We start from the raw sequence: 24,487 nt of genomic DNA on the forward strand, positions 1-24,487 counted from the left end.
AATGAGTATCAACGCAGATCCGGCCAAGAATTCCCAGCCCCGCCGTAAGGGGCCCCTTGAGCTGCGGCGCAAGCAGGCGGCCGTGGAGATGTCGGACCAGCACCTGCTTGATACCAAGGGTCCGGGCCAGTTTGTCCACACCGATCCGTGGCGGGTCCTGCGGATCCAAAGTGAATTCGTCGAAGGTTTCGGTGCCCTGGCGGACATTGGAAAAGCGGTCAGCGTTTTCGGCTCGGCGCGGACCAAACCGGGCAGCCAGTACTACGAGATGGGTGTGGAGGTGGGCCGCAAGCTCGCCGAAGCCGGAGTCGCGGTAATTACCGGTGGCGGGCCGGGCTCCATGGAGGCGGCCAACCGGGGGACGGTGGAGGGCAACGGCGTATCGGTTGGCCTTGGCATCGAGTTGCCGTTCGAGCAGGGCCTGAACCAGTGGGTGGACCTGGGCATCAACTTCCGGTACTTCTTTGCCCGCAAGACGATGTTCGTCAAATACGCGCAGGGCTTCATTGTGCTCCCCGGCGGGCTGGGCACCCTGGATGAGCTGTTCGAGGCCATGGTCCTGGTCCAGACGCGCAAGGTGACCTCGTTTCCCATCGTGCTCCTCGGCGTCGAATTCTGGGGACCGATGATCGACTGGATCAGGGGCACCCTGGTGGCCGAAGGCATGGTCTCGGAAAAGGACCTGGACCTGATCCAGCTCGTGGACGATCCCGCGGAGGCGGTGGACCGGGTCCTGCATGCAGGCGTGACACCGTCCCTGAACGGGGAACAGCGGCCGGAGTAGCTGCAGGCCAAAGTCCGGGCCGCCGGTCTGGCACGATGGAACCGTGAGCTTCTTCCTCGTTTTCCTGGCCGTCGTGCTGGTGGCGGCCGTCCTTTGGGCCGGCCTGGGCCGGCGCGCCCGCAAGACCGGCGGGGCTGCGCTGCCCGCCCTTTTGGACGGGGGATTCGACGAGCCGCCCGCCAACCTGCCGCCCGTGCTGCTTCCGGAGCGTGCCGCTCCGGAAGACGTTGAGCAGATCCGCTTTTCGCTTGGCCTGCGCGGCTACCGGATGGACCAGGTGGACCAGGTCCTGGACGAGCTGCGGGACCAGTTGACCGCAAGGGACACCGAGCTGGCGGAGCTGCGTATCCGGCTGGCTGCCATGGAGCAGGCGGGGGAGCAGGCTTCCGACGGCGGACCCGCGGCACCCGGCGGGAGGGCACCTGAAGTGCCAGGCAGCGGGAACGCCGGGAGTGGGGAGGCCGACGAGGTTGCCGTGCCAGGACAGGGCGGCCTGTGAGCACGGTGGCCCCCCGCAACGCTCCGCCCTCTGCCGGCACCCTGGCCCGACGCCTGGCCTCAGCCGTCCGCAACTGGCCGTGGTGGCTCCAGGTCACCGGCCTGTATGCCGCCGCACGCCTCGTTTCGGCCTGCATCTTCATGGCCGCGGCGCTCCACCAGGGCGTCAACCCCTGGTTCCCGCCCAAGCCGGATTACTGGAACTTCATCAACATCTGGGACGCCCGCTGGTACGCCCAGGTCATCGCCAACGGCTACCCGTCAATCCTTCCCACGGATGCCGCCGGCAATGTGCAGGAAAATACGTGGGCTTTCTACCCGCTCTATCCTGCACTGGCCGGTGGACTTAGCCGCCTCACCGGCTTGAACCCTGCCGCCTCGCTGACCCTCATCGCCATGCTGGCCGGCTGGGCGGCCGCCCTGGTGGTCTACACGCTCTTCCGGCAGAAGGCCGCACACGTGCCGGCCATGTGGGGGGTAGCGTTCTTTTCGACTTTTCCCGTCTCCGCCGTGCTGCAGGTCCCGTATGCCGAGCCGCTGTCACTCCTGCTGCTGGCCGCGGCCCTGCTGCTGGTAGTACGCCGGCAGTACCTCTGGGCCATCCCCGTGGTGTTCCTGCTGTGCCTGTCCCGGCCGGTGGGCGTCCCCTTCGCCGCCATGGCGGGGCTGCTGCTGGTCTTCCGCGCCGCCGCGCACATCCGGAAGGGGCGGCAGCGCGGCGCGGATGAAGCAGCCCATTCCCTCCGGGACCTGGCGGCACTGACAGGGCTCACCGCCGTCGCAGGCGTTTCCGCGCTGGCCTGGCCCGCTGCCGCCTGGGCAGCGACGGGCGACCCGCAGGCCTATACCAAAACCGAGACGGTGTGGCGGGGCCAGGACCTGGTCCCCTTCCAGCCGTGGTTCGACACCGGCGTCGAACTCTTCGGCCCCGTGCTGGGCCTTCTGGCCCCCGTGGTTTTCGTGGCACTGTTCATTGCCATGCTGTTCCTTCCCCCGGTGGTGCGGCTCGGCGTCGAACTGCGGCTCTGGTGCGCCTGCTACATGGGTTACCTGCTGATGTTCCTCCATCCGCAAACCAGCACCTTCAGGATGCTGCTGCCGCTGTTTCCACTGGCCCTGGGGGCGGCGTTCCTGTCCCGTTCCAGGGCTTACCGGGGCACGGTGGTGGTGATGTTCCTGCTGCTTCAGATGGTCTGGATCGTCTGGCTCTGGGCCTGGGCGCAGCTTCCCGGCGGAGGGGATTATCCGCCCTGACAAATCAGGCTTCCGCGCAGGTCAGCCGGGAAATAACAGTTGCCGGAAAATGTCCATCGATTAGCTACGTACGGGTAATTCCGCGATAATGATAGGTAAGCAAGGACAAAAGCATTCAGAAAACGCGCAGCCTTGGCGGTGGCACCACCACCCCGCCATAGCGGCCTGATCGACATGCGGACACAGCCCGCCCGGGCTGATCAGTCCTGGGACAAAATGGAGGGGAATTCCTCATGGCGGCTATGAAACCACGCACCGGCGACGGCCCAATGGAAGTCACCAAGGAGGGCCGCAGCCTGATCATGCGCGTCCCGCTCGAAGGCGGCGGACGCCTGGTGGTCGAACTGAACGCTGCCGAGGCAGCCAACCTCAAGGAATGCCTGGTAGGCGTTACCGAATAGTCGTACCGGACAGGGTGCGCGGCCCGCGGGCTGCGCACCCTGTCCTTTTTTGGGAGGCTTACTTCTTGACTGCCACCAGCAGGCCATCGCCGGTGGGGAGCATTGCCGACGCCAGCCTGTCGTCGTCGCGGATTGCCCTGCCCACCTGCCGCAGGACCACCGTGGTGGCCTCCCGGCCCGCCGGGTTGGCAACCTTGTCCTTGTCCAGCGCGTCATTGATGACCAGCAGCCCCGCGGGCTTCAGCAGCCGGATGGCCTGCTCCACATAGCCCGGAAGGCCCGGCTTGTCCGCGTCGATGAAGACGAGGTCGTAGGCGCCATCGGTCAGCCGTGGCAGGACGTCGCCCGCACGGCCGGAAATGGTGCGGGTGCGGTTGGCGGGACTGCCGGCCTCCGCAAACGCTTCGCGGGCGGCCCTCAGGTGCTCCACATCCACGTCGATGGTGGTCAGGACTGCGTGCGGTCCCAGGCCCCGCAGCAGGCAGACGCCGGAGACGCCGGCGCCGGTGCCGATCTCGACGGCGGTCTGGGCTTTGGAGGCGGCGGCCAGAACCGTCAGGACGGCCCCCACGCCGGGGCTGATGGCGCTTACTCCCAATTCAAATGAACGTTCCCGGGCCCGAAGCATAACCTCATCCTCAGCGGGCAGATCTTCTGCATAGGACCAGCTGCTGGATTTGTCGGCGCTCATGAATTATCGCTTTCTGGGCGTAAGGGGGGAATGTCTCCTCAAGCCTACTGTGTTCGGGCCGGCCGGCCGGGAAAGCGGCCGTTGCGCCGAAGGCTGAAGTTTGCCAATGGTCAGGAAATTCCCAGCCAAGTTTGACATGATTGATATCCGCTCATCCAAAAGGTGACCGGCGCCGAATCAGAGATGTCAACAGTATCCGGGCGTTAGCATTCCACGAGGGGAGTGGACGATGTCATCTTCAGTTGTGGCACCTGTCCCTGCAGTAAACAATCCCGATGATGAGTGGGTCCGTCCCACCTGGGAAGAAGTGGTCACCAACCATTCCGCAAAGGTGTACCGGCTGGCGTACCGCCTGACCGGAAACAAGTACGACGCCGAGGACCTCACCCAGGAGGTGTTCGTCCGCGTATTCCGGTCGCTGGAGAACTTCAAGCCAGGAACACTCGACGGCTGGCTGCACCGCATCACCACCAACCTGTTCCTTGACCAGGCCCGGCGCAGGACCCGCATCCGTTTCGACGCCCTCGCGGAGGACGCCGAGTCCCGGCTGCCCGGCCGTGAGCCGGGGCCGGAGCAGAGCTTCGAGCTGAACAACCTGGACCTGGACGTACAGGCGGCGCTGGAGGAACTGCCGCCGGACTTCCGTGCCGCCGTGGTCCTGTGCGACCTCGAGGGGCTGTCCTACGACGAAGTCGCCGAGGCCCTGGGCGTGAAGCTGGGCACCGTCCGCTCACGCATCCACCGCGGCAGGACCATGCTCCGTGAAAAGCTGGCCCACCGCGACCCCCGCCCGCAGCAGTCCCGCCGCAAGCTTGCGATGCCACGCATCGCCGGCATCCTCTGAACGGCACATGAAGTCCCAGTTTCCTTTCGGCGGCAGGCATCAGCGCAGCGGCAGCCACCTTGAGGCCTGCCAGGAGTGTGCTGCGGCCGTGCGCCGGGAACGGCAGTACCTTGAGCGTCTGCGCGATGCTCCCATTCCGCCCGCCAGCCAGGACCTGACGGCGCGGCTGCTGACCCGCACCCACGAATTGGCAGCCCAGCCGCCCGCCCCTGCCCATCAGGGCGGGACCTCCCGTGTGGCCGCCCGGGCACTTGCATTCACCGCGGGCGGAACCATGGCAGCGGCCGGAGTGCTGGCCGTAGGGGCCTTCACGGCAGCGGGAGACCCTGCGGCCGGGGAACGGGCGGGGACCGAAGCAGCCTTTTCGCACGTCTCGTCCCAGACCCCTGCGGACGGCCGGACCTTGACCGCCGCGCAGCTGGCCACGTTGCGCTCCGAGGGGTGGGCCTGCCCCGAACTGCAGGCCATGGGATTCCATGTGGAAGCGGCCAGGGCGCTGGTGGTTGACGGGCAACCTGCAGTGGAGCTGCGGCTCACCGACGGTACCCATCACGCCACCGTCACGGAACAGCACCCGGTTGATCATCAACCGGCCGGCAACGCCACACCGGCTCCGGGCGGCCCGGCGGGGGAGGGCTCCGCCGGCCAAGGTGGTCCAATGCAGGTTTCGAGCACCTCTCCCTGGTCCGCCACCTACCGGGCAGCCGGCCTCACCATCACTTACCGCTCCGATCTGCCCCCCGAGCAGGCAGATGATGCCCTGCCCATGCTCAAGCATTACGCCGATACCGCGGCGGAAGGGGTTGCCGCCGCCGTGCCCGACACCACCGTGACGCCGGCACCGGAGCCCCTGGAGTCGCGGCTGGAGCGCGGGATCAACAAGATAGCTGCCCTGTTCACCCAGTAATGCAGACTGTTTTCCCGTCCGCCGGACGGGAATCGTCACTCGCAGCCCGGAGAGGGTAATCTTCCTAAAGTGTTTGGAATCAACGGCCCGGAGTTCATCCTTCTGCTGATCATCGGCGTGCTGGTGATCGGCCCCCAGCGGCTGCCGGAATATACCCAGAAGCTGGCAAACCTGGTCAAGGAACTCCGCCGCATGGCTTCCGGGGCGCGTGAACAAATCAAGGAAGAAGTGGGCATCGACATTGACGATGTCGACTGGAAGAAGTACGACCCCCGCCAGTACGACCCCCGCCGCATCATCAAGGAAGCACTGCTCGACGACGACACCAAGCCCGTCAGCGCAAATGCTCCGGCCGCCGTGGCAGCAGTTTCCGGCGCCGCGGCCGTGGCGGATGCAGCCCCGCAGCGGCCTGAAAGAGTCGTGCAGAGGCTGGCCCCTGGCGATGCAGCCCCTTTCGACACCGAAGCCACCTAGGGTTTTCGCGCCCCGCCAGTTCCGGCCCGGTCAGCGCGGCTGCAGTCCCAGCTTCATCCCTGCAAGGCCACGGGGTTTTGCGGCCAACTGCCCTGCGATGCCGGCCAGCGCCACAGCGCCCGCCGAAGCAGGTTGGCCCAGCACAATCGGAACCCCCGAGTCCCCGCCTTCGCGCAGCTGGATGTCCAGGGGAATCTGGCCCAGCAACGGTACCTCCGCCCCGACCGTGGCGCTGAGGCGTTCGGTGAGGACCGCCCCGCCGCCGCTTCCAAACAGTTCCATCCGGCCGCCGTCGGGCATCTCCAGGTAGGACATGTTCTCGATGACGCCCGCGATCTTCTGACCCGTCTGGGTGGCGATGGCGCCAGCGCGTTCGGCAACGTCCGCCGCCGCCGCCTGGGGCGTGGTGACCACCAGGATTTCGGCCTTGGGCAGGAGTTGGGCCACGGAAATGGCGATGTCACCCGTACCCGGCGGGAGATCCAGGAACAGGGCGTCCAGGTCGCCGAAGTAGACGTCGGTGAGGAACTGTTCCAGGGCCCGGTGCAGCATGGGTCCCCGCCAGGCAACCGGCTGGTTGCCGGTGACGAACATGCCAATGGAGATCACCTTCACGCCGTACGCAACCGGGGGCAGGATCATGTCGTCCACCTGGGTGGGTTTCTGGGTGATGCCCATCAGCGCAGGGACGGAGAAGCCGTAGACGTCTGCATCCACGATGCCCACACGCAGGCCTTGGGCAGCCAGGGCCGTGGCCAGGTTGACGGTGACCGAGGACTTGCCCACTCCGCCCTTGCCGCTGGCCACGGCGTAGACCCTGGTAAGGGAATCGGGCTCATTGAAGGGGATTTTGCGCTGGCCGCCGGCGCCGCGCAGCTTCTCCTTGAGGGCATCGCGCTGGGCCTGGTCCATCACCTTGAGCTCGACGTCGACGGCGGTGACGCCGGGGACTGCGAAAAGGGCCTTTTGCGCATCGGCGGTGATCGTGTCCCGCAGCGGGCAGCCGGCAATGGTGAGCAGGACCGCCACGCTCACCTTGCCGTCGTCGGAAACCTGGACGGAGTCCACCATGCCCAGTTCGGTGATGGGGCGCCGGAGTTCGGGATCGATCACGGTGGCGAGGGCGCTGTTGACGGCCTGTGCCAGTGCCGGTTGGGTGGAGTCAGCGGGATCGATGGGGGCGCTCATGGGAGGAGCCTCGGCTTTCGTACGGATGCGGCGGCGGGCCTGCCGGAGGGCGGCCTGGCGGTCATTGGGCAGAGTGGCCCGGTTTCACCCGGGGGATCTGCTGGGTGCGCGGGCTGCGTTGCCGGTCCCGCTGTTCGCGCAGCTTGTCCTTGACCTTGTCCCGTGGGGATTCGTGCGAACCGGGGCCCGTGTCATCGTGGGTCCGGAGTTCCTCCTGGGCTTCCAGCAGGTCTTCAAGGAGTGAGCGCAGCTCGGCGCGGACGTAGTCGCGGGTGGCTACCTCGCGCAGGGCGATCCGCAGGGAGGCCAGTTCCCGGGTCAGGTACTCGGTGTCGGACAGGTTGCGTTCGGCGCGCTGGCGGTCCTGCTGCACCGAGACGCGGTCGCGGTCATCCTGCCGGTTCTGCGCCAGCAGCAGCAGGGGCGCGGCGTAGGAAGCCTGCAGCGACAGCATCAGGGTCAGCAGGGTGAAGCCAAGGTCCCTTGAATCGAACTGCCACTCGACGGGCGCCCACGTGTTCCAGCCCAGCCAGAAAATACAGAACACCGTCATGTAGACCAGGAACTGCGGGGTGCCCATGAACCGGGCAAAGCCCTCGGTGGCGTGGCCGAATGCGTCCGGATCCGGGGAGAACTTGGGCAGGATCCGCTGCCGCGCGCTCAAGGGAGTATCGAGACTGCCTTTTGATTCCGCGTTGGCCAGGTTCCGCTGGCTGGGGTTCTTCGGGGCGCTGTTATCAGCCAATGCGGCCACCGAGCTTTCTTATCGGGGCTTCGCCATCATGGGCGCGCCAGTCGTCCGGCAACAAGTGATCCAATACGTCATCAACAGTCACCGCCCCCACAAGCCGGCCGGCGTCGTTGACCACCGGGAGGGAGTTGAGGTTGTAGGTGGCCAGGGTCCGTGCCACTTCGCTGATGTGGGCCTGGTCGGACAACGGCTCGAGGTTCTTGTCCACCAGGTTTCCCAGAGCCTCGAACGGCGGGAAGCGCAGCAGCTGCTGGATGTGCACCACACCCAGGAAGCGGCCGGTGGGGGTTTCCAGCGGCGGCCGGGCAATAAAGATCGACGACGCCAGCGCAGGGGAGAGCTCCTCCCGCCGGACGTGGGCCAGGGCTTCGGCAACCGTGGCTTCCGGCGGCAGGATGACCGGTACCGGAGTCATCAGGCCGCCGGCGGTGTCCTCGTCGTATTCAAGCAGGCGGCGGACGTCCTCCGCGCCTTCGGGTTCCATCAGCTGGAGGAGTTCCTCTGCCTGGGCGGAGGGGAGTTCGCCGAGGAGGTCGGCGGCGTCGTCGGGGTCCATCTCCTCGAGGACGTCGGCGGCGCGCTGGACATCCAGCGCGGAGAGGATTTCCACCTGGTCGTCCTCGGGAAGCTCCTGGAGGACGTCGGCCAGCCGCTCGTCCTGCAGTTCGCTGGCCACTTCGAACCGGCGCTTGTCGCTCATCTCCTGCAGTGCCTCGGCGAAGTCAGCGGGCTTGAGGTCCTCGTGGTTGGCCACGAACTGTGTGGCTGCCTGCGGCTCGGTGCGTGGCCCCTGCTGGGCGTCCGCCCAGTCAATGATCAGTGTTTCGTTGCGGCGCAGCCGGCTCAAAGGGGACAGTGAGTGGCCGCGCCGGACAAAGAGCTTGCTGACGAACCAGTCGCGGGACCGGTGCTGGTCGATGGCGATGTCCTCGATGGTGGCGTCCCCGCTGCCGTCACGGAGGGTGACCCTGCGGTCGAACATCTCCGCCACCACCAGCGTTTCGGCTCCGCGCTGTTCAAACCGGCGCAGGTTGACCAGGCCCGTGCAGATGATCTGGGTCTGGTCGATCGAGGTAATGCGCGTCATGGGCACGAAGACGCGCTTCTTTCCCGGTACTTCCACCACGATGCCCACCACGTGGGGGGCTCCCTGGGTTCCGCGGGACAGCACAACAACATCGCGCAGCCGGCCCAGCCGGTCGCCCAGCGGGTCGAAGACATCGAGGCCCAGGAGGCGCGCCACGAAGACGCGAGTAGGTGTTGTGCTCACCACTACAGGCTACCGAGTCTGCTCTCTTTTAGCTGAATTTACAGGCAGCACCCACCTTGATGGGCAAGAATGGGGTTATGTCGAACATTTTTGGTCCTCCCAGGGCCGGCGCCGCGAACGGACCGGACGATGCCCGGGCTGTTCCCACCGGCGACACCGTTGGCTCCTACACTTCCTACCTCGACGCCCAAAAAGCGGTTGACTACCTGGCGGACCAGCAGTTCCCGGTCCAGATGGTCTCCATCGTGGGCAATGAACTGAAGATGGTGGAGCGGGTCACCGGGCGTCTCAGCTACCCCCGGGTGGCGCTGTCGGGGGCGTTGAGCGGCATGTGGTTCGGCCTGTTCGTCGGCGTCATGCTGTCCTTCTTCGCACCCTCGCCCGGCTACTTCTCGATCATGACGTCGGTGCTGATGGGTGCGGCGTTCTTCATGCTCTTCGGCATCGTCACGTACGCCATGCAGCGCGGCAAGCGGGACTTCACGTCCACCAGCCAGGTGGTGGCAACGAGCTATGACGTGATCGTTGCGCCGGAGGCCGCCCACGAGGCGCGTCGCCTGCTGCAGCAGCTGCCCATGACGCGTTCGGACGCGGCAGCGGGCCAGCGGCCGTACACACAGCACGACTACTACAACCAGCCGTACCAGCACCAGCAGCAGCCGGGGCAGCAGCAGGGCCCTGCCCGTCCCGCCGGATGGAACGATCCCTACGGCCAGCGGTCCGCCGGCACAGCCGCGGAGGATGGATCAGCCCAGGACGGAAGTGGCTACGCAGGCGACGCCGGCCAGCAGCACGGTGGCTACGCAGGCGACGCCGGCCAGCACCAGCCGGCGCAGCCGGCAAGCCCGGTCCGGGCCGTCCGCTACCCGGACCTGCCGGATGGCCGCCCGCAGTACGGCGTGCGCCTGCCGCAGGGTCCCGGCGCCGGACAGCCAGGGCCAGGACAGCCAGATCCCCGACAGCCTGCGCCAGGACAGAACGCGGAACACCAACCTGACGCCCGGCATGGCCAGGACGGGGACCAGCACCACGGCGACCACCGGGAGTAGGACGGCCGGAGCAGCCAAGGTCCAGGAAACCTGAAAGCCAAGGAAACCTGGGAGCGCCAACGCAAAGAGCGGGGCCGCCGGAACGAATCCGGCGGCCCCGCTCTTTGCTGTTTCCGGCCGGGGTCAGGCTTCTTCGGTTCGGTAGATGCCGGCCATCCAGTCCTCCACGTCTTCCGGTTTCCGCGGCAGGGCGGCACTGAGGTTCACGGGGCCGTCAGCGGTCATGAGGATGTCGTCCTCGATCCTGATGCCGATGCCGCGGTATTCCTCGGGAATCGCCAGGTCTTCCTTCTTGAAGTACAGGCCCGGTTCGATGGTGAAGACCATGCCTTCGGTGAGGATGCCGTCCAGGTAGAGTTCGCGTTTGGCCTGCGCGCAGTCGTGCACGTCCAGTCCCAGGTGGTGGCTGGTGCCGTGCGGCATCCACCGGCGGTGCTGCTGCCCCTCGGGGCTGATGGCCTCCTCCACGCTGACCGGCAGGATGTCCCATTCGGCCAGGCGTTCTGCCAGCACGGTGGTGGCGGCGGTGTGGATGTCACGGAACTTGGTTCCCGGCCGGGCAGCGGCGAACCCGGCGTCGGCAGCATCGAGGACTGCCTGGTAGACCTTGCGCTGAATGTCGCTGAAGGAGCCGCTGGCCGGAAGCGTCCGGGTGATGTCTGCAGTGTAGAGCGAGTCGGCCTCGACACCGGCGTCCAGGAGCAGGAGCTCGCCGGCGTGGATGCGTCCGATGTTGCGGGTCCAGTGCAGCACGGTGGCGTTGTTGCCGGATGCTGCGATGGTGTCGTAACCCAGTTCGTTGCCCACTTCGCGGGCGCGGGCGAAGAAGGCTCCCTCCACCACCCGCTCGCCGCGGGCATGCGTCAGTGCCCGCGGAAGTGCCTTGACCACTTCTTCGAAGCCTTCGACGGTGGCCGCCACCGCGATCTTCATTTCCTCGATTTCCCACTCATCCTTGAGCAGGCGCAGTTCGGAAAGGGCCTCACTGAGCTTTTCGTCCAGGGCATCAAGGACGCCAAGGTCCAGGTTCTCAGGGTCCCTGGCCGTGTTGTACCGGGCCGTGTCCACCAGTGCGTCAATGTTCTCGTCCACTTTGCGGACCAGGCGGATGGAGATTCCGCCGATCTCCGGGGCGCCCACATCCTTGGTGATGGCCGTTTCCAGTTGGTCGATGTGCGCGGTGGCCAGTCCCAGGCGGGCCTCGAATTCCTCCAGGGTGGGGCGGGCCCCAATCCAGAACTCGCCGGAGCGGGAATCGGCGTAGAACTGTTCGGTGTCCCTGCCGGCCAGCGGCCGGAAGTACAGCGTCGCGCGGTGGTTCCCGCCGTCGTCGCCCGTTCCTTCTGCCACGGGTTCCAGGATCAGGACGGCATCCGGTTCGTGGTCCAGGCCCAGCCCGGTCAGGTGGGCGAAGCCGGAGTGCGGGCGGAAGCGGTAGTCGCAGTCGTTGGAACGGACTTTCAGGGGCCCCGCGGGGATGATCAGGCGTTCGCTGTTGAACAGGGCGGAGATCGCCTTGCGCCGGGCAGCGGCGTATCCGGCGACGGCGTCCCGCTGCGGAAGCTCCTGGCTGGACGGCGCCCAGTTGCTGGCCATGAAGGCCTTGAAAGCGTTGGAACTGGGCCGCTGCGAGCGGTTGTTGACGCGCTCCTCCAACGGCTGGGAAGCAGAGTTTTGGGTGTTTTCGGCATCGTTCACGGCACCATCGTCTCACCAGCATCCCGGCTAAGCGAACAGGACAGCCGGGTCCCGGGGCCGTGGTCCACTACGCTGGACCAGTGAGGATTGACCTGCATGCCCACTCCAATGTTTCCGACGGTACCGAAACGCCCGCCGATGTCATGGCGTCCGCCGCGCGTGCCGGCCTTGATGTGGTGGCCCTGACCGACCACGACTCCACGGCAGGCTGGGCGGAGGCGGCAGCGGCCGCAGCAACCTGCGGGGTGGCACTGGTACCGGGCATGGAGGTTTCATGCCGGACGGAGGAGGGCATCAGCGTCCACCTGCTGAGCTATCTCCATGATCCCACCCATCCCGGCCTCCTGGAGGAAATCACCAAGGCCAAGGATTCCCGCCTCACCAGGGCCGAACGGATGGTCACCATCCTGGCGGAGGACTACCCGCTGACGTGGGATGACGTGATCCACCACGTGGCACCCGGCGCCACCCTCGGACGGCCGCACATCGCAGACGCCCTCGTCGCGGCGGGCGTGGTGGAGGACCGTTCGGAAGCCTTCGCCTCCATCCTCACCTCCCGGTCCCGGTACTTCATCCCGCACTATGCTCCGGACCCGGCCACCGCCGTCGAACTTGTCCGTGCCGCCGGCGGCGTGCCCGTGTTCGCCCACCCTGTGGCGTCCGCACGGGGACGGATCGTGGGGGAGCGGACCTACCGCGACATGATCGACGCCGGGCTGGCCGGCCTGGAGATCGACCACCGGGACAACCCGGAAGAGGGCCGGGACTTCCTGCGCAGGCTCGCGGCCAAACACGGCCTGCTGATTACCGGTTCCTCCGACTACCACGGCACCGGCAAGCCCAACCTGCTCGGCGAAAACCTCACGGCACCCGACATGCTCGCGCGGATCGAGGCACTCGGCACGGGAGCCGCCGTCGTCCGGCCCTAGCTGGGCTGGAACGAGGCAAGGGTGGCGTGCGCGCCCAGCCGCTTGGCCATGATGTCAATGGCGGGCTGATTCTGGTCCACGCACACGAACTTCCGGCCAAGCTTGGCGGCAACGGCCCCCAGCGTTCCGGAGCCGGCGAAGAAGTCCAGGCACCAGTCACCGGGCCGGCTCGAGGCGGCCACCACCCGCCTGACCAGGCCCTCCGGCTTCTGCGTGGGGTAACCGGTCTTCTCCTTGCCGGTGGGTGAGACGATGGTGTGCCACCAGACGTCGGTGGGCAGCTTTCCCAGCTCGCGCTTGGCAGGCGTTACCAATCCAGGCGCCATGTACGGCTCGCGGTCCACCTCGGCGCTGTCGAAGTGGTACTTCGCCGGGTTCTTGACGTACACCAGGATGTTGTCGTGCTTGGTGGGCCACCGGTTTTTGGCCCGCGCGCCGTAGTCGTAGGCCCAGATGATCTCGTTCAGGAAGCATTCGCGGCCAAAGATCGCATCAAGCATCACTTTGGCGTAGTGCACCTCGCGGTAGTCCAGGTGCAGGTAGAGGGTTCCGTCGTCGGCCAGCAGGCGCCATGCCTCCACCAGCCGGGGTTCCAGGAAGGACCAGTAGTCGCTGAACGCGTCATCGTAGCGGTGCAGGGCGCCCTTGATGGTGTCGTAGGAGCGGCCCTTGAAGCCCACGCGGTCCCCGCTGCCGCCGGCGTTAACCACCATCCTGGTTTCCTGGCGCAGCTGCGGCCTGCCCGTGTTGAAGGGCGGGTCCACGTAAATCAGTGTGAAGGCGCCGTCCGGCAGCGTGGGGAGGTACTCCGCGTTGTCAGCGTGTACCACCAGGCTGCCGCCGTCCGGCGCCCAAACAGTGTCAGTCATCGGGGCAGTTAGCCCTCTGACGTGCCAGGCTGCGTGCCCGTGTCGGCGCCTGCCACCACTTCGCCGTTGCGGCGGCGGGTGCGGGTCCGGGGCCTGCGGGTGCGTGAAGGCTGTTCGCCGCCCGTTGCGGGTGCGGCAGCCTCGGCCGCGGGAGCGGCGGCGGAGTCCGGCGTCCGACGGCGGCGCTCGCCGCTGCGCGCGGTGTCGCCGCCGCTGCGGCTTCCTTCGCTGCGGGAACCTTCGCGGCTGCCAGTGCGGCTTTCCCGCCCACGGCCGTCCCGTTCCCGGGACCGGCCGCCGTCGCGGCTGCCGCTGCGGCTGTTCTTCTTGCCGGTTTCGCCCAGGTCCTCAAGCACCTCGGCGTCGACGCCAGCCAGGGTCCGCTTGTCACGCGGCAGCCGGCCCTTGGTCCCCACGGGGATGTCGAGGTCCGCGAAGAGGTGCGGCGAGGAGGAGTAGGTTTCGACAGGTTCGGGCACGTTGAGGCCCAGCGCCTTGTTGATCAGCACCCAGCGGGGAACATCGTCCCAGTCCACGAACGTGACAGCGGTGCCCTTGTTGCCCGCGCGGCCGGTGCGGCCCACCCGGTGCAGGTAGATCTTTTCGTCTTCCACGCACTGGTAGTTGATCACGTGGGTGACGTCCTCGACGTCGATGCCGCGCGCCGCGACATCGGTGGCCACCAGGACGTCCACCTTGTTGTTGCGGAATGCCCGCAGTGCCTGTTCACGGGCGCCCTGCCCCAGGTCACCGTGGATGGCAGCGGCAGCGAAGCCGCGGTCCACCAGTTCCTCGGCCACCTTTGCGGCGGTGCGCTTGGTCTTGGTGAAGATGATGGTCCGTCCGCGGCCGCGGGCCTGCAGGATGCGTGCCACCACTTCGATCTTGTCCATGCTGTGCGCACGGTAGATCAGCTGGCGGATATCGCGCTTGGTAAGGCCCTCGTCCTCAGGGTCCGCGGCGCGGATGTGCGTGGGCTGGGTCATGTAGCGGCGGGCCATGGCGATGACCGGACCGGGCATGGTGGCGGAGAACAAGAGCGTCTGGCGAATTGCGGGAGTTGCCGCGATGAGGGTCTCGACATCCGGCAGGAAGCCAAGGTCCAGCATCTCGTCAGCTTCGTCCAGCACCACGATCTTGACGTTCTTCAGGCTCAGGTGCTTTTGCTTGAAAAGGTCGATCAGCCGGCCGGGGGTACCCACCACAACCTCGACGCCCTGCTTGAGGGCCTCCACCTGGGGCTCGTAGGCGCGGCCGCCGTAAATGGTGGCGATCCTCGCGTTGCGCTTCCGGGAAGCGGTCACCAGGTCACCGGCCACCTGCACCGCCAGTTCGCGGGTGGGGACGATGACCAGGGCCTGCGGGGCTCCCGGGACGGCCAGCTTGGCGTAGCCGGGGTCGTCCTGCCCGATGACCCGCTGCAGTGCGGGGATGCCGAAGCCCAGGGTCTTGCCGGTGCCCGTCTTGGCCTGGCCGATGATGTCGTGGCCGCCCAGCGCCACCGGAAGGGTCATGGCCTGGATGGGGAACGGGTGGGTGATTCCGGCGTCAGCCAGGGATTCCACGATGTCCTCGCGGACGTTGTAGTCGGCAAAGGACTTCTCCGCGATCTCGTGCGGGGTCTCGTCGGAGATGATGGTTTCTTCCGGCTCGATGGTTTCCGTGCCGGTCTCATCGCTCAGGAGCTGGTGGGTATGCAATTCACTCACGGGGGAGTTTCCTTATTCATTTGGGCAATGGCGCTGCCTGCTCAACGGGCCGGCCAGGACTGGCCGTTCCGGAGCACGCTCAGGCGCGCAAGCGATTCCAGTGGAAGCCGATCGCGGGCTATCTAATGCTGGCACTGGTGACCAACGGGCAAATCTCAAGATCGCGTAGGGGCGGGCTTGTTGGTTTCAAATCAAGGAAATCAACGACCGGGCATCCATTTCTACCCTCTCAGTCTAGCTGCAAGGTCGCAGAAACACGTTTCGGCCCGCCTGCCGCGGCCGCCGCCGCTTACGGGATGAGCTCGAAATGGATCTCGCGGGTGGTGATGTCCGAGGAAACCAGCCGGACCCGGACCTTGGTACCCGACTCCAGCTCGCCGGCACACCGGGCAGTGACCGCGGGCTCGGCAATCTGGATAATGCCCGAACTTCCGCTGCCGTTTCCGTTCTTCCCGTTGCCGTTTTTCACCGTCCCGGTCCCGTTTCCATTCCCGTTTCCGTTTTGCGGCCGGGAGCCGGAAATCACGATCGCATCGAACTCCTGCCCGATGTGGTTCAGCAGCAGCGCGGCCTCAACGGTGTCCAGGGCCAGTCGTTCCATCCTGGACGCGAGCTGGTCCGATCCGGCCATGATGCCCGGCAGGAGCGGCAGGGCTTCCCGCGCCCAGTCCGGAACATCCCCGCCATTGCTGAGGGCCTCGCAGATCACCAGCACAAAGCGGTCCACCAGGCGGCGGAGCGGCGCGGTGGTGTGGGCATAGGCCGCGCCGATGGCAGACTGCACGCCGTCCTCGGGGACCGTTCCGTCAAAGGCGGTATAGGAGGCGCCCCGGAACAGCATGCCGGCGGAATGCATGATGGCCAGCTGGCGGGGATCGGTGGGATCCAGGGAACGCAGGTATTCGCCGTAGCTGACTTCACCGTCCCAGGGCCTGCCCAGCACCTCGGTCTGCAGCCGGAAATGCTTCAGCGACCGTTCGTCCGGGGCGGGCATGGTGCGCAGGATTCCCACCTTGCCCTCCAGCATGAGCTGCGCGGCGGCCATCCCGGTCATCAGGGAAATCTGCGCGTTCCAGTCCTCCACGGGAAGCTGCGGTACGGCAGCAATGCGGTAGCCGCCGTCGGGCAGCTGGACAATTTCCTGCTCGGGCATGTTGAGGCTGGCCCCGCCGCGTTCCCGCTCCAGGGCCACCCGCTTCAGGCCCACCTCGCGGAGGAGCCGCAGCACCGGCGAGGCCGTCCCGGCGTCGAGGTCTTCCTGCGCACCCTTGTAGCTGAGCTTGTCGCGGCTGCGGACCCGCGCCCGCCTGACGCCCACCGACACAACCGTTGCGTCGCCGTCGAGCGTGAAGTCCCATACGAAAGCCGAACAATCCTGGCCCGGCAGCAGGCTTCCTGCCCCCTCGCTGATCACTTCCGGGTGCAGCGGAATCCGGCCGTCCGGAGCGTAGAACGTCTGGCCGCGGCGCCGGGTCTCGGCGTCCAGGGGACCTCCCGGCGCAACAAACGCCGGCACATCGGCGATCGCGTACATTACCCGGTAGCCGTTCCCGTCCGGTTCGATGAACACCGCCTGGTCCAGGTCCGTGGAGGAGGCCGGATCGATGGTCACGAACTGGACGGCGGTCAGGTCGTAGGACGGAAGCTTCAGCGCTGCCACAGCGGCCCGGGCATCCGCCACTGCCTCAGCCGGGTACGGTCCCGGCAGTTCAAGTTCGGTGCGCAGCAGGCCCAACGCCTCTTCCAGGGCGTTCCTGTGGTCATGGACGTTTGGAGCCAGCCGATGATGTGACACAAAAGTCAGCGTAGCTCCAAGTCCGCCGATATGGCATCAGGCGGCGGCGTCCAATGCGTCGAGGAGGGAGGCGGCAGCGGCGGCGGGATCGGAGGCCTCGGTGATGGCGCGCACCACCACGATCCTGCGCGCACCGGCTTCCGCCACCTGGTGGACGTTTCCGTGGTCAATGCCGCCAATGGCGAACCAGGGCACGGGGTCCGCCGCCTGCCGTGAGGCCTCGGCGGCATACTTCACCAGGTCAGTGCCCACGGCGGACCTGCCGGGTTTGGTGGGGGTTGCCCAGACCGGACCCACGCAGAAGTAGTCCAGCCCGGCTGGTCCGGCAGTTGCTGCCAGGGCGGCGTCCACCTGCCCGGTGGTGTGGCTGGAGAGCCCGATGGCGGCGTTGCCGTTGACCAGCGTGCGCGCCGCCGCCAGCGGCAGGTCCTTCTGGCCGATGTGGAACACCGGTGCCCCGGAGAGGACGGCGATGTCCGCACGGTCATTGACCGCCCACAGCTTTCCGTGCCGTACCGCGGATTCCTTCAGCACCGCCAGGAGGTCCAGTTCCTCGGCCGCCTCGATGGTCTTGTCGCGCAGCTGGATGATGTCCACGCCACCGGCGAACGCGGCGTCAACGAACTCCGCGAAGTCGCCGCGGTCCCGGCGCGCATCGGTGCAGAGGTACAGGCGGGCTGCCTTCAGGGCGTCGTTGTCCCGTGAATTGACGACTTCGGTGGCTGGAGTGTGGTGGCCGGCGGGAAAGGATGGGGTGGACACATTCATGCGTGCAAGCCTAGTTCCTCTAAACTGGGCTGGTACTGCGGGAGCCCGCGGCGGCTGTCACAAAGCGCCGGGCTGAGAGGGCGTCAGAGCCGACCGCTTGACCTGATCCGGTTAATGCCGGCGTAGGGAAGGAACCCACATGCGTACCCCCTTCACCCATCACCCCGGGTCCGCCCGCAGAACCATTCCCTCCACCCTCCGGGCCGACGTTGCCGTCATCGGCGGGGGAGTGGTGGGGCACGGCATTGCCTGGGAGGCGCAGCGTTCCGGGCGCTCGGTGGTCCTCATTGATGACGCGCCCGGTACCGGCGCCAGCTGGGCGGCGGCCGGCATGCTGGCTCCCGTCAGCGAACTGCATTACCAGGAGGAAGAGCTCCTGGAACTGATGCTTGACGCATCATCGCGCTGGCCCGGGTTCGCCGCCGGGCTGGGCAGGGCAACGGGCGCGGATTCCGGATACCTGACGACGCCGACCCTCGCCGTGGGTGCCGACGCGGCCGACCGCCGGGCGCTGATGGACCTGCGCACAGTCCAGCAGGCCAACGGGCTGGCGGTGGAACCCCTGACCGTGCGGGAGGCCCGGAAGCGTGAGCCGCTGCTCAGCCCGGCCATTGCGTGCGCACTTGATACCCCGGCGGACCACCAGGTGGATCCCCGGCGCCTGGTGGCCGCCTTGCGGCTGGCCCTGGCCGGCGCGGCGCAGGAGCAGCCCCAGCTGGCGGTTGCCGGGGCAGTGGAAGGTTTTGGCGTGCCGGAGCGGGCAGCCGGGCTGCTGTGGGAGGGCGGAACGGTTTCCGGGGTCCGCCTGGCCGGCGGCGGCACGGTGCTGGCAACGGAGACCGTGGTGGCCAATGGCCTGCAGGCGGGGGCGCTTGACGGCCTGCCGGACGGCCTTGAGCTGCCGCTGCGGCCCGTGCACGGGGATATCCTGCGCCTTGCCGTTCCCCGCCACCTTCAGCCCTTGGTGACGTCAACGGTGCGCGGCCTGGTCCACGGCATCCCCGTATACATCGTTCCCAGGCAGGACGGGACCGTGGTGATCGGAGCCACGCAGCGGGAGGATGCCCGCTCCGATGCCGTGAGTGCCGGCGGCGTCTACCAGCTGCTGCGGGACGCGCAGGCTCTGGTGCCCGCCGTCGCTGAACTCGAACTCCTGGAATGCACCGCCCGCGCCCGCCCCGGTACCCCTGACAACGCGCCGCTCCTGGGCCGGGTGCCGGCCGCTCCGGGCGCCGGGGGAGGACAGGCCGGGCACGTCCCCGGACTCATCATCGCCACCGGGTTCTTCCGGCACGGAGTCCTGCTCACTCCCGCCGCGGCGGCCATCTGCAGGGAACTGCTGGACGGCAGGGCCGATCCCCGCTGGGGTCCCTTCAGCCCGGACCGGTTTTCCAGGCCGGCAACGGCAGCAACAAGCCCCCACATCAAGGAGACTGCGTGAACATCACCCTTAACGGAAACCCGCACACGGTGGCCGACGGAGCTTCGATCACCACGCTGGTCAGCGAGGTCACCGGACGCCCGCTGGCGGACAACGGACAGGCGACCGACGGCGGGAAACTCGGCGTCGCCGTCGCGCACAATGCCCAGGTGGTGCCGCGCAGCCAATGGTTCGCCACCGCGCTCGCCGACGGCGACGACATCGAACTTGTTACAGCAGTACAGGGAGGCTGACGCCATGACCGAAACCAGCACCATCAACCCTGCAGGAAACGCCGGTGCCGGCGACGCCCTGGTGATCGACGGCGTCGCGCTGGGTTCCAGGCTCATCATGGGCACCGGGGGAGCGCCCAGCCTCGATGGCCTGGGCGCGGCGCTCCTTGCCTCCGGCACCGCACTGACCACCGTGGCCATGCGGCGCTACTCCACGGCTGAAACCGGCTCGCTGTTCCAGCTGCTGGTGGATCATGGAATCCGGGTCCTGCCCAATACGGCCGGCTGCTTCACGGCCAGGGACGCGGTCCTTACCGCGGAACTGGCCCGGGAGGCCCTGGAAACAGACTGGGTGAAACTGGAGGTCATCGCCGATGAACAAACCCTCCTGCCGGACGCCGTGGAACTGGTCGAGGCCACCGAGCAGCTGGTCAACCGCGGCTTCAAGGTCTTCGCCTACACCAACGACGATCCTGTGCTGGCCCTGCGGCTGGAGAACCTTGGAGCCACCGCCGTCATGCCGCTGGGTGCCCCGATCGGCACCGGCCTGGGGATCCTGAACCCGCACAACATTGAGCTCATCGTTTCCCGGGCCTCCGTGCCCGTGGTCCTGGATGCCGGCATCGGCACGGCATCCGACGCCTCCCTTGCCATGGAGCTGGGCTGCGACGCCGTGCTGCTGGCCACGGCCGTGACCCGCGCCCAGAACCCCACGCTCATGGGAGAAGCCTTCAAGCACGCGGTGATCGCGGGCAGGATGGCCCGGGCGGCCGGGCGCATCCCGCGCCGGGAGCATGCCCTCGCCTCATCCGCCATGGAAGGCCGGGCCGAGTTCCTCTAGGCATCGGCCATTCACTTAAAGGGCTGTGGCCACCACCCGCCTGGGTGGTGGCCACAGCCATATGCCTGGGAGCCTGCCAGCGACGGCTCAGCGCCGCAGGATCGCAGTGAGCCGTTCCGCATCATGGCGCGCCCGCGTACGGCCAAAATAGGCGACGGCGGCGATGGCGGCAGCAATGCCCAGAACGATGGGCAGGACCCAGGGAAGCCAGGTCAGCCCGGGCAGGTAGCCGAAACCGGCCGCCATCAGAATGATCCACACCAGCGCCGCAGCACCCGCGGCGACGCCGGCCGGAAGCGCCGCACCGTACTTGGCGTGCCGCTTGTCATTGGCCCAGACGACGAAGCCGCCGGCGACAGTGGCCAGCACCACGATGGACAGCGAAAGCATGGATCTCCTTGGAACCGGGGACTAGAACTGGCCGAAACCTACGCGCCGAACCTCTTCGGCACCGATTTCCACATAGGCCAGAGCGTTGCCCGGAACAATGATCAGGCGTCCTTTTTCATCCTTCAGGCGAAGTTCGTTGCCTCCGGTGATGGCTTCGCCAACAACCTTGGCCACAGTCTCCGCGTCCTGGTCCGATTCCAGCACGATCTCGCGGCCAACGTTTTGAACGCCGATCTTAATTTCCAAGGGGGCCTCCCAGCCTGTGAAGTTCGTCGATGATGTCTTATTTGTAGTCTAGGACTCTTTGGGGAAGCGAGAGATTCCGCGCCAAGCTAAACGGTAGATGAGGTCACTGGCCACGTTGAGGTCCAGGTTACCGTCCGTTTCCAGCCAGTACCGCGCGCTGACCTGCGCCATTCCGGCCAGTCCGCGGCCAAGGAGTTCGGCCTCGAGGTGGGGGAGCTTGGTGTCCTCGGCAATGACCCTGGCGATGGCGTCGGCGAAGGTCCGGTTGAAGGTTTCCAGCCTGGAGCTGACGTCGGGGTCGTTGATCAGGTCGGACTCGAACACCAGGCGGTGGGCCTGGTCGTCGCTGGCGATGAAATGGAAGTAGGCGCGCATGACGGCCTGGACCCGTTCATCGTTGTCCGTGGTGGAATTCAGGGCACCCAGCATCAACTCGGTCAGGGACGCAAGGTGGCTCTCGAGCAGTGCGAGGTAGAGTTCCCGCTTTGACGGAAAGTGCTGGTACAGCACCGGTTTGCTGACATGGGCGGTCTCTGCAATTTCATCCATGGCCGCGCCGTGGTAGCCGTTGGCCACGAACACCTCCTGGGCGGCGGCAAGCAGCTGTGCGCGGCGCTCATCCCGGGGCAGCCGGGCGGACCGATGGCCTGCGGGGCGGGAGGGAGTTTGCGGTTCGGCGGCGGGCGGGCGGTCAGCCCGTGCTTCAGGGACCACAGTTGTCCTTCTTTCCATTGCAGTTACCTTCACTTTACTGCGGGGTAATATGACCCGGCGGTATCCCGGGGCATACATTGAAGTATGGCTTCGTCTTTCACCGCAAATGTTTCAACCCATTCCCTGGATCCGCTGGTGGAACCGGCCGCCGGCCTCACCCCTGCCGAGGTTGAACGGTACTCCCGGCACCTGATCATTCCCGAGATCGGTGCCCTGGGCCAGCGGCGGCTCAAGAACGCCAAGGTGCTGGTGATCGGTGCCGGCGGCCTGGGCGCCCCGGCCCTGCTGTACCTGGCCGCGGCAGGCGTTGGAACCATTGGAATCGTCGACGACGACGTGGTGGACCTGAGCAACCTGCAGCGGCAGGTGATCCACGGCGTCAGCGACGTGGGCCGGCCCAAGATCGAGTCGGCACGCGATGCCATCGCGGAGCTGAATCCGCTGGTGGATGTCCGGCTGCACAACCTGCGCCTTGACGCGTCCAACGCCCTGGAGTTGTTCCGGGGGTACGACCTCATCCTTGACGGGGCCGACAACTTCGCCACCAGGTACCTGGTGAACGACGCCGCGGCCATCCTGGGCAAGCCCTACGTGTGGGGTTCCATCTTCCGGTTCGACGGCCAGGTCAGCGTGTTCTGGGAGAAGCACGGGCCCACCTACCGCGACCTGTATCCGGAGGCTCCCCCCGCGGGGTCCGTGCCGTCCTGCGGCGAGGGCGGTGTGTTCGGCATGCTCTGCGCTGCCGTGGGATCGCTCATGGTGACCGAGGCAGTGAAGCTGATCACCGGCGTCGGGCGTTCCCTGCTGGGCCGCGTGGCCCTCTTTGACGCCTTGGGCGGCAGCTGGCGGGAGATCCGGGTGTCGAAGGACCCCGCGGCGGAACCCATCACCGAACTCACTGACTACGAGGCTTTCTGCGGCATCGCTCCCGCCTCGCAGGCGGACACGGAACATACAGTCACCGCTACCCAGCTGGCCACCATGCTGGCGTCGCGGAAAGCCGGGCTCAAGGATTTCGAGCTGGTAGATGTCCGCGAAGCCGGGGAATACGACATCGTCCGGATCGACGGGGCCAAACTGATCCCGCAGGGACGGATCCTTGCCGGGGAGGCGTGGGACGAACTTCCGCAGGACCGGGACATCGTGTTCCACTGCAAGGCCGGCACCCGGTCCGCGAACGTGCTGGCAGCGGCACGGCAGGCCGGCTACCAGCGGGTCAGCCACCTTGACGGCGGGATCCTGGCCTGGGTGCGTGAGGTGGAACCCCAGAAGCCCGTCTACTGACGGGACGCTCCATCACTTCCCGCGCCCTTTTGGAGTACGCCCCATCACTTTCCAGAAGAAAGTGATGGGGCGTTGCCGTAAATAGTGCAGGTAGTGATGGGGCGTGGTCAGGCGGTTTCGCGGCCCTGGTGGTCCACCGGGCATTCGGCCTCGACGGCGGCAGGGGAGGCGGTGGCGGGCTGTTCGACAGTGATGCCGTACAGGGCCTCCAGCGCAGCAACGTAGTCGTCCTGCTGGCCGTTCGCAGCGAGTTCGCGGGCGCGGACCGTGGGTACGTGCAGCAGCTGCTTGACCATGCGGCGGAGGGCGAACTCGACTTCCTCGGCGGCGGCGGTGCAGCCGTGGCGGGCACGGACCTTTTCCATCTCCGCGTCCAGGACGTTCATGGTGTGGCGCCGCAGGGCAACAATGGCTGAATCGACGGAGCGGGCTTCACGCTCCTGCTCGAAGGCCTTGGCGGCACCCTTCACGATTCCGCTGGCCTGGGCCAGCGATTCCGCCTGTTCCTGCGGCGCGGCCAGGCGGACTGATTCCAGGGTGAGCAGCTCCACGCCGTCCAGCTCGCCGACGGCGGGGTCGAAGTCGTGGGTGAGGGCAAGGTCGATGGCGATCAGGGGCTGCGGCGAATCGGCGCGCACCTGGGCGAGCTCGTCGGCTTCGACCCGGGTGTCCGACCCACTGCACCCGATCATCACGTCCGCAGCCGCCACTGTGGACCGCAGCGAGTCCACGTCCAGGGCGGTGCCGCCGCGCGAGGCGACAAATCCTTCGGCCCGGCCGGACGAGGAGTAAACGGAGATGTCCGTGCAGCCGCGTTCACGCAGCAGTGCCATGGTGGCCCCGGCGTAGGCGCCGGTCCCGAACAGCACAACCTTCTTGGTTGTCCAGTCCGGGTTTTCGGAAAGATCGGTGGCAAGGTCCAGTGCCACCGAGACAATGGACAGGCCGCGGGAACCGAGCGCCGTCTGCGCGCCAACATCCTTGGCTGTCTTGGAGGCGGCCTGGAAAAGCCGGATGAGGCCGGCGCTGGCAGTGCCGTCGTGCTGGGCGGTAATCAGTGCCCGCCGCACCTGGCCGGCGATTTCGCGTTCACCCACGACGGCGGAGTCCAGTCCCGCGCTGACGGCGAACAGGTGCTGGGTCACCTCGGGTCCGGTGCGTGTGCTGAAGGAACGTGAGACGAGGGGTTCGGCCAGTCCGCTGGCCTCGCTGATCCGGGCCACGAGTGCCGCCCGGGCTGCTTCGACGTCGTTGGGGTTGGCAGCTTCGCCGTAGATTTCGTAGCGGTTGCAGGTGGCCAGCACCACTGCCCCTGCCACGGCGGGGGATTCGGTGAGCGCGGATGCGGCAATCCCGGAGGAACCGTTGCTCAACTGAGCAACGGTTTCAAGGTCGATGTCGGCGTGTGTAGCCACCAATGAGAAAAGAACCACAGCAGACCAATCATAGCTTTTTCGTTGCCTGGTAGAACAACCACCGG

The 24,487-nt window shown here is 66.9% G+C and carries 26 protein-coding genes and 1 riboswitch; of the genes, 13 read left to right on the forward strand and 13 right to left on the reverse strand.

Annotated elements, in window-relative coordinates; genetic code table 11:
- Position 1: 1 nt before the first annotated feature.
- The 4 genes from ACV095_RS06675 to ACV095_RS06690 all read left to right on the forward strand — a co-directional run bounded on the left by ACV095_RS06675 (position 2) and on the right by ACV095_RS06690 (position 2,937).
- Entirely contained in the window at positions 2 to 784 is a 783-nt protein-coding gene (locus ACV095_RS06675; RefSeq protein WP_018768594.1) for an LOG family protein, read from the forward strand.
- Positions 785 to 827: 43 nt separating this feature from the next.
- Positions 828 to 1,283, forward strand: a complete 456-nt coding sequence (locus ACV095_RS06680) for a DivIVA domain-containing protein (RefSeq protein WP_056394094.1) — start codon at positions 828 to 830, stop codon at positions 1,281 to 1,283.
- A complete protein-coding gene (locus ACV095_RS06685) occupies positions 1,280 to 2,536 on the forward strand; it encodes a hypothetical protein (protein ID WP_018768592.1) in 1,257 nt (418 codons plus the stop codon). The genes ACV095_RS06680 and ACV095_RS06685 overlap by 4 nt, the downstream gene beginning before the upstream one ends.
- A 233-nt stretch (positions 2,537 to 2,769) precedes the next feature.
- Complete coding sequence (locus tag ACV095_RS06690; RefSeq protein ID WP_009357720.1) at positions 2,770 to 2,937, forward strand: DUF3117 domain-containing protein; 168 nt, start codon at positions 2,770 to 2,772, stop codon at positions 2,935 to 2,937.
- A gap of 58 nt (positions 2,938 to 2,995) precedes the next feature.
- Here ACV095_RS06690 and ACV095_RS06695 read toward each other — a convergent pair whose 3' ends face one another.
- Positions 2,996 to 3,628: an O-methyltransferase gene (locus ACV095_RS06695; RefSeq protein ID WP_018768591.1), complete on the reverse strand. Its 633-nt coding sequence runs from the start codon at positions 3,626 to 3,628 to the stop codon at positions 2,996 to 2,998.
- A gap of 229 nt (positions 3,629 to 3,857) precedes the next feature.
- On the opposite strand from ACV095_RS06695, the gene sigE reads away from it, so the two are divergent.
- From sigE to ACV095_RS06710, 3 genes are all read left to right on the forward strand, one after another.
- Positions 3,858 to 4,472 carry an RNA polymerase sigma factor SigE gene (sigE, locus tag ACV095_RS06700; protein WP_026265669.1) on the forward strand — a complete coding sequence of 205 codons (615 nt, stop codon included), beginning with the start codon at positions 3,858 to 3,860 and terminating at the stop codon, positions 4,470 to 4,472.
- A 7-nt stretch (positions 4,473 to 4,479) separates the two neighbouring features.
- Positions 4,480 to 5,379 carry an anti-sigma factor gene (locus ACV095_RS06705; RefSeq protein ID WP_478223152.1) on the forward strand — a complete coding sequence of 300 codons (900 nt, stop codon included), beginning with the start codon at positions 4,480 to 4,482 and terminating at the stop codon, positions 5,377 to 5,379.
- A 69-nt stretch (positions 5,380 to 5,448) separates the two neighbouring features.
- Positions 5,449 to 5,853 (forward strand): twin-arginine translocase TatA/TatE family subunit, encoded by a 405-nt coding sequence (locus ACV095_RS06710; protein WP_018768588.1) that lies wholly within the window; start codon positions 5,449 to 5,451, stop codon positions 5,851 to 5,853.
- Between the two features lie 30 nt (positions 5,854 to 5,883).
- On the opposite strand, the gene ACV095_RS06715 is transcribed toward ACV095_RS06710, so the two are convergent.
- The 3 genes from ACV095_RS06715 to ACV095_RS06725 all read right to left on the reverse strand — a co-directional run bounded on the left by ACV095_RS06715 (position 5,884) and on the right by ACV095_RS06725 (position 9,062).
- Positions 5,884 to 7,041 carry an Mrp/NBP35 family ATP-binding protein gene (locus tag ACV095_RS06715; RefSeq protein WP_223992155.1) on the reverse strand — a complete coding sequence of 386 codons (1,158 nt, stop codon included), beginning with the start codon at positions 7,039 to 7,041 and terminating at the stop codon, positions 5,884 to 5,886.
- A gap of 61 nt (positions 7,042 to 7,102) precedes the next feature.
- On the reverse strand, positions 7,103 to 7,795 hold the full coding sequence (locus ACV095_RS06720; RefSeq protein ID WP_018768586.1) for a DUF1003 domain-containing protein: 693 nt from the start codon (positions 7,793 to 7,795) through the stop codon (positions 7,103 to 7,105).
- Entirely contained in the window at positions 7,779 to 9,062 is a 1,284-nt protein-coding gene (locus tag ACV095_RS06725; RefSeq protein WP_026265667.1) for a magnesium transporter MgtE N-terminal domain-containing protein, read from the reverse strand. Before ACV095_RS06725 ends, ACV095_RS06720 begins: the two co-directional genes overlap by 17 nt.
- A gap of 77 nt (positions 9,063 to 9,139) precedes the next feature.
- Here ACV095_RS06725 and ACV095_RS06730 point away from each other — a divergent pair, with 77 nt between their 5' ends.
- Positions 9,140 to 10,111 (forward strand): YflT domain-containing protein, encoded by a 972-nt coding sequence (locus ACV095_RS06730; protein ID WP_478223153.1) that lies wholly within the window; start codon positions 9,140 to 9,142, stop codon positions 10,109 to 10,111.
- A 123-nt stretch (positions 10,112 to 10,234) separates the two neighbouring features.
- Here ACV095_RS06730 and ACV095_RS06735 read toward each other — a convergent pair whose 3' ends face one another.
- On the reverse strand, positions 10,235 to 11,809 hold the full coding sequence (locus ACV095_RS06735) for an aminopeptidase P family protein (protein ID WP_478223154.1): 1,575 nt from the start codon (positions 11,807 to 11,809) through the stop codon (positions 10,235 to 10,237).
- An 80-nt stretch (positions 11,810 to 11,889) separates the two neighbouring features.
- Here ACV095_RS06735 and ACV095_RS06740 point away from each other — a divergent pair, with 80 nt between their 5' ends.
- Positions 11,890 to 12,738, forward strand: a complete 849-nt coding sequence (locus ACV095_RS06740) for a PHP domain-containing protein (protein ID WP_018768582.1) — start codon at positions 11,890 to 11,892, stop codon at positions 12,736 to 12,738.
- Here the strand turns inward: ACV095_RS06740 and ACV095_RS06745 are convergent.
- The 4 genes from ACV095_RS06745 to thiE form a co-directional block, all read right to left on the reverse strand.
- On the reverse strand, positions 12,735 to 13,607 hold the full coding sequence (locus ACV095_RS06745) for a DNA-methyltransferase (protein ID WP_018768581.1): 873 nt from the start codon (positions 13,605 to 13,607) through the stop codon (positions 12,735 to 12,737). The two genes, ACV095_RS06740 and ACV095_RS06745, sit on opposite strands and share 4 nt — an antisense overlap.
- Positions 13,608 to 13,615: 8 nt before the next feature.
- Complete coding sequence (locus ACV095_RS06750; RefSeq protein WP_478223155.1) at positions 13,616 to 15,316, reverse strand: DEAD/DEAH box helicase; 1,701 nt, start codon at positions 15,314 to 15,316, stop codon at positions 13,616 to 13,618.
- Between the two features lie 289 nt (positions 15,317 to 15,605).
- A complete protein-coding gene (locus tag ACV095_RS06755) occupies positions 15,606 to 17,111 on the reverse strand; it encodes an RNB domain-containing ribonuclease (protein ID WP_144599985.1) in 1,506 nt (501 codons plus the stop codon).
- A gap of 36 nt (positions 17,112 to 17,147) precedes the next feature.
- The gene (thiE, locus tag ACV095_RS06760) at positions 17,148 to 17,879 is read right to left on the reverse strand and encodes a thiamine phosphate synthase (RefSeq protein ID WP_478223156.1); all 732 of its coding nucleotides are present in this window, start codon (positions 17,877 to 17,879) and stop codon (positions 17,148 to 17,150) included.
- Between the two features lie 27 nt (positions 17,880 to 17,906).
- Positions 17,907 to 18,025: riboswitch (TPP riboswitch) on the forward strand.
- On the opposite strand from thiE, the gene thiO reads away from it, so the two are divergent.
- The 3 genes from thiO (at position 18,019) to ACV095_RS06775 (ending at position 20,373) form a co-directional block, all read left to right on the forward strand.
- Positions 18,019 to 19,320 carry a glycine oxidase ThiO gene (thiO, locus tag ACV095_RS06765; protein WP_478223157.1) on the forward strand — a complete coding sequence of 434 codons (1,302 nt, stop codon included), beginning with the start codon at positions 18,019 to 18,021 and terminating at the stop codon, positions 19,318 to 19,320. Its footprint overlaps the riboswitch before it by 7 nt.
- Positions 19,317 to 19,553: a sulfur carrier protein ThiS gene (gene thiS / locus ACV095_RS06770; RefSeq protein ID WP_056394066.1), complete on the forward strand. Its 237-nt coding sequence runs from the start codon at positions 19,317 to 19,319 to the stop codon at positions 19,551 to 19,553. The genes thiO and thiS overlap by 4 nt, the downstream gene beginning before the upstream one ends.
- A gap of 4 nt (positions 19,554 to 19,557) precedes the next feature.
- A complete protein-coding gene (locus tag ACV095_RS06775; protein ID WP_056394063.1) occupies positions 19,558 to 20,373 on the forward strand; it encodes a thiazole synthase in 816 nt (271 codons plus the stop codon).
- An 87-nt stretch (positions 20,374 to 20,460) separates the two neighbouring features.
- On the opposite strand, the gene ACV095_RS06780 is transcribed toward ACV095_RS06775, so the two are convergent.
- The 3 genes from ACV095_RS06780 to ACV095_RS06790 are packed head-to-tail and all read right to left on the reverse strand — an operon-like array spanning position 20,461 to position 21,723.
- Entirely contained in the window at positions 20,461 to 20,763 is a 303-nt protein-coding gene (locus tag ACV095_RS06780; protein WP_018768574.1) for a hypothetical protein, read from the reverse strand.
- A gap of 21 nt (positions 20,764 to 20,784) precedes the next feature.
- Complete coding sequence (locus tag ACV095_RS06785) at positions 20,785 to 21,009, reverse strand: DUF3107 domain-containing protein (protein WP_018768573.1); 225 nt, start codon at positions 21,007 to 21,009, stop codon at positions 20,785 to 20,787.
- 48 nt (positions 21,010 to 21,057) lie between these two features.
- A complete protein-coding gene (locus tag ACV095_RS06790; protein ID WP_018768572.1) occupies positions 21,058 to 21,723 on the reverse strand; it encodes a TetR/AcrR family transcriptional regulator in 666 nt (221 codons plus the stop codon).
- An 84-nt stretch (positions 21,724 to 21,807) separates the two neighbouring features.
- On the opposite strand from ACV095_RS06790, the gene moeB reads away from it, so the two are divergent.
- Positions 21,808 to 23,007 carry a molybdopterin-synthase adenylyltransferase MoeB gene (gene moeB / locus ACV095_RS06795; RefSeq protein ID WP_056394059.1) on the forward strand — a complete coding sequence of 400 codons (1,200 nt, stop codon included), beginning with the start codon at positions 21,808 to 21,810 and terminating at the stop codon, positions 23,005 to 23,007.
- A gap of 107 nt (positions 23,008 to 23,114) precedes the next feature.
- Here moeB and ACV095_RS06800 read toward each other — a convergent pair whose 3' ends face one another.
- The gene (locus ACV095_RS06800; RefSeq protein WP_478223158.1) at positions 23,115 to 24,440 is read right to left on the reverse strand and encodes a glutamyl-tRNA reductase; all 1,326 of its coding nucleotides are present in this window, start codon (positions 24,438 to 24,440) and stop codon (positions 23,115 to 23,117) included.
- Between the last annotated feature and the right edge of the window lie 47 nt (positions 24,441 to 24,487).

Source organism: Arthrobacter sp. JDC6 (assembly GCF_056484025.1).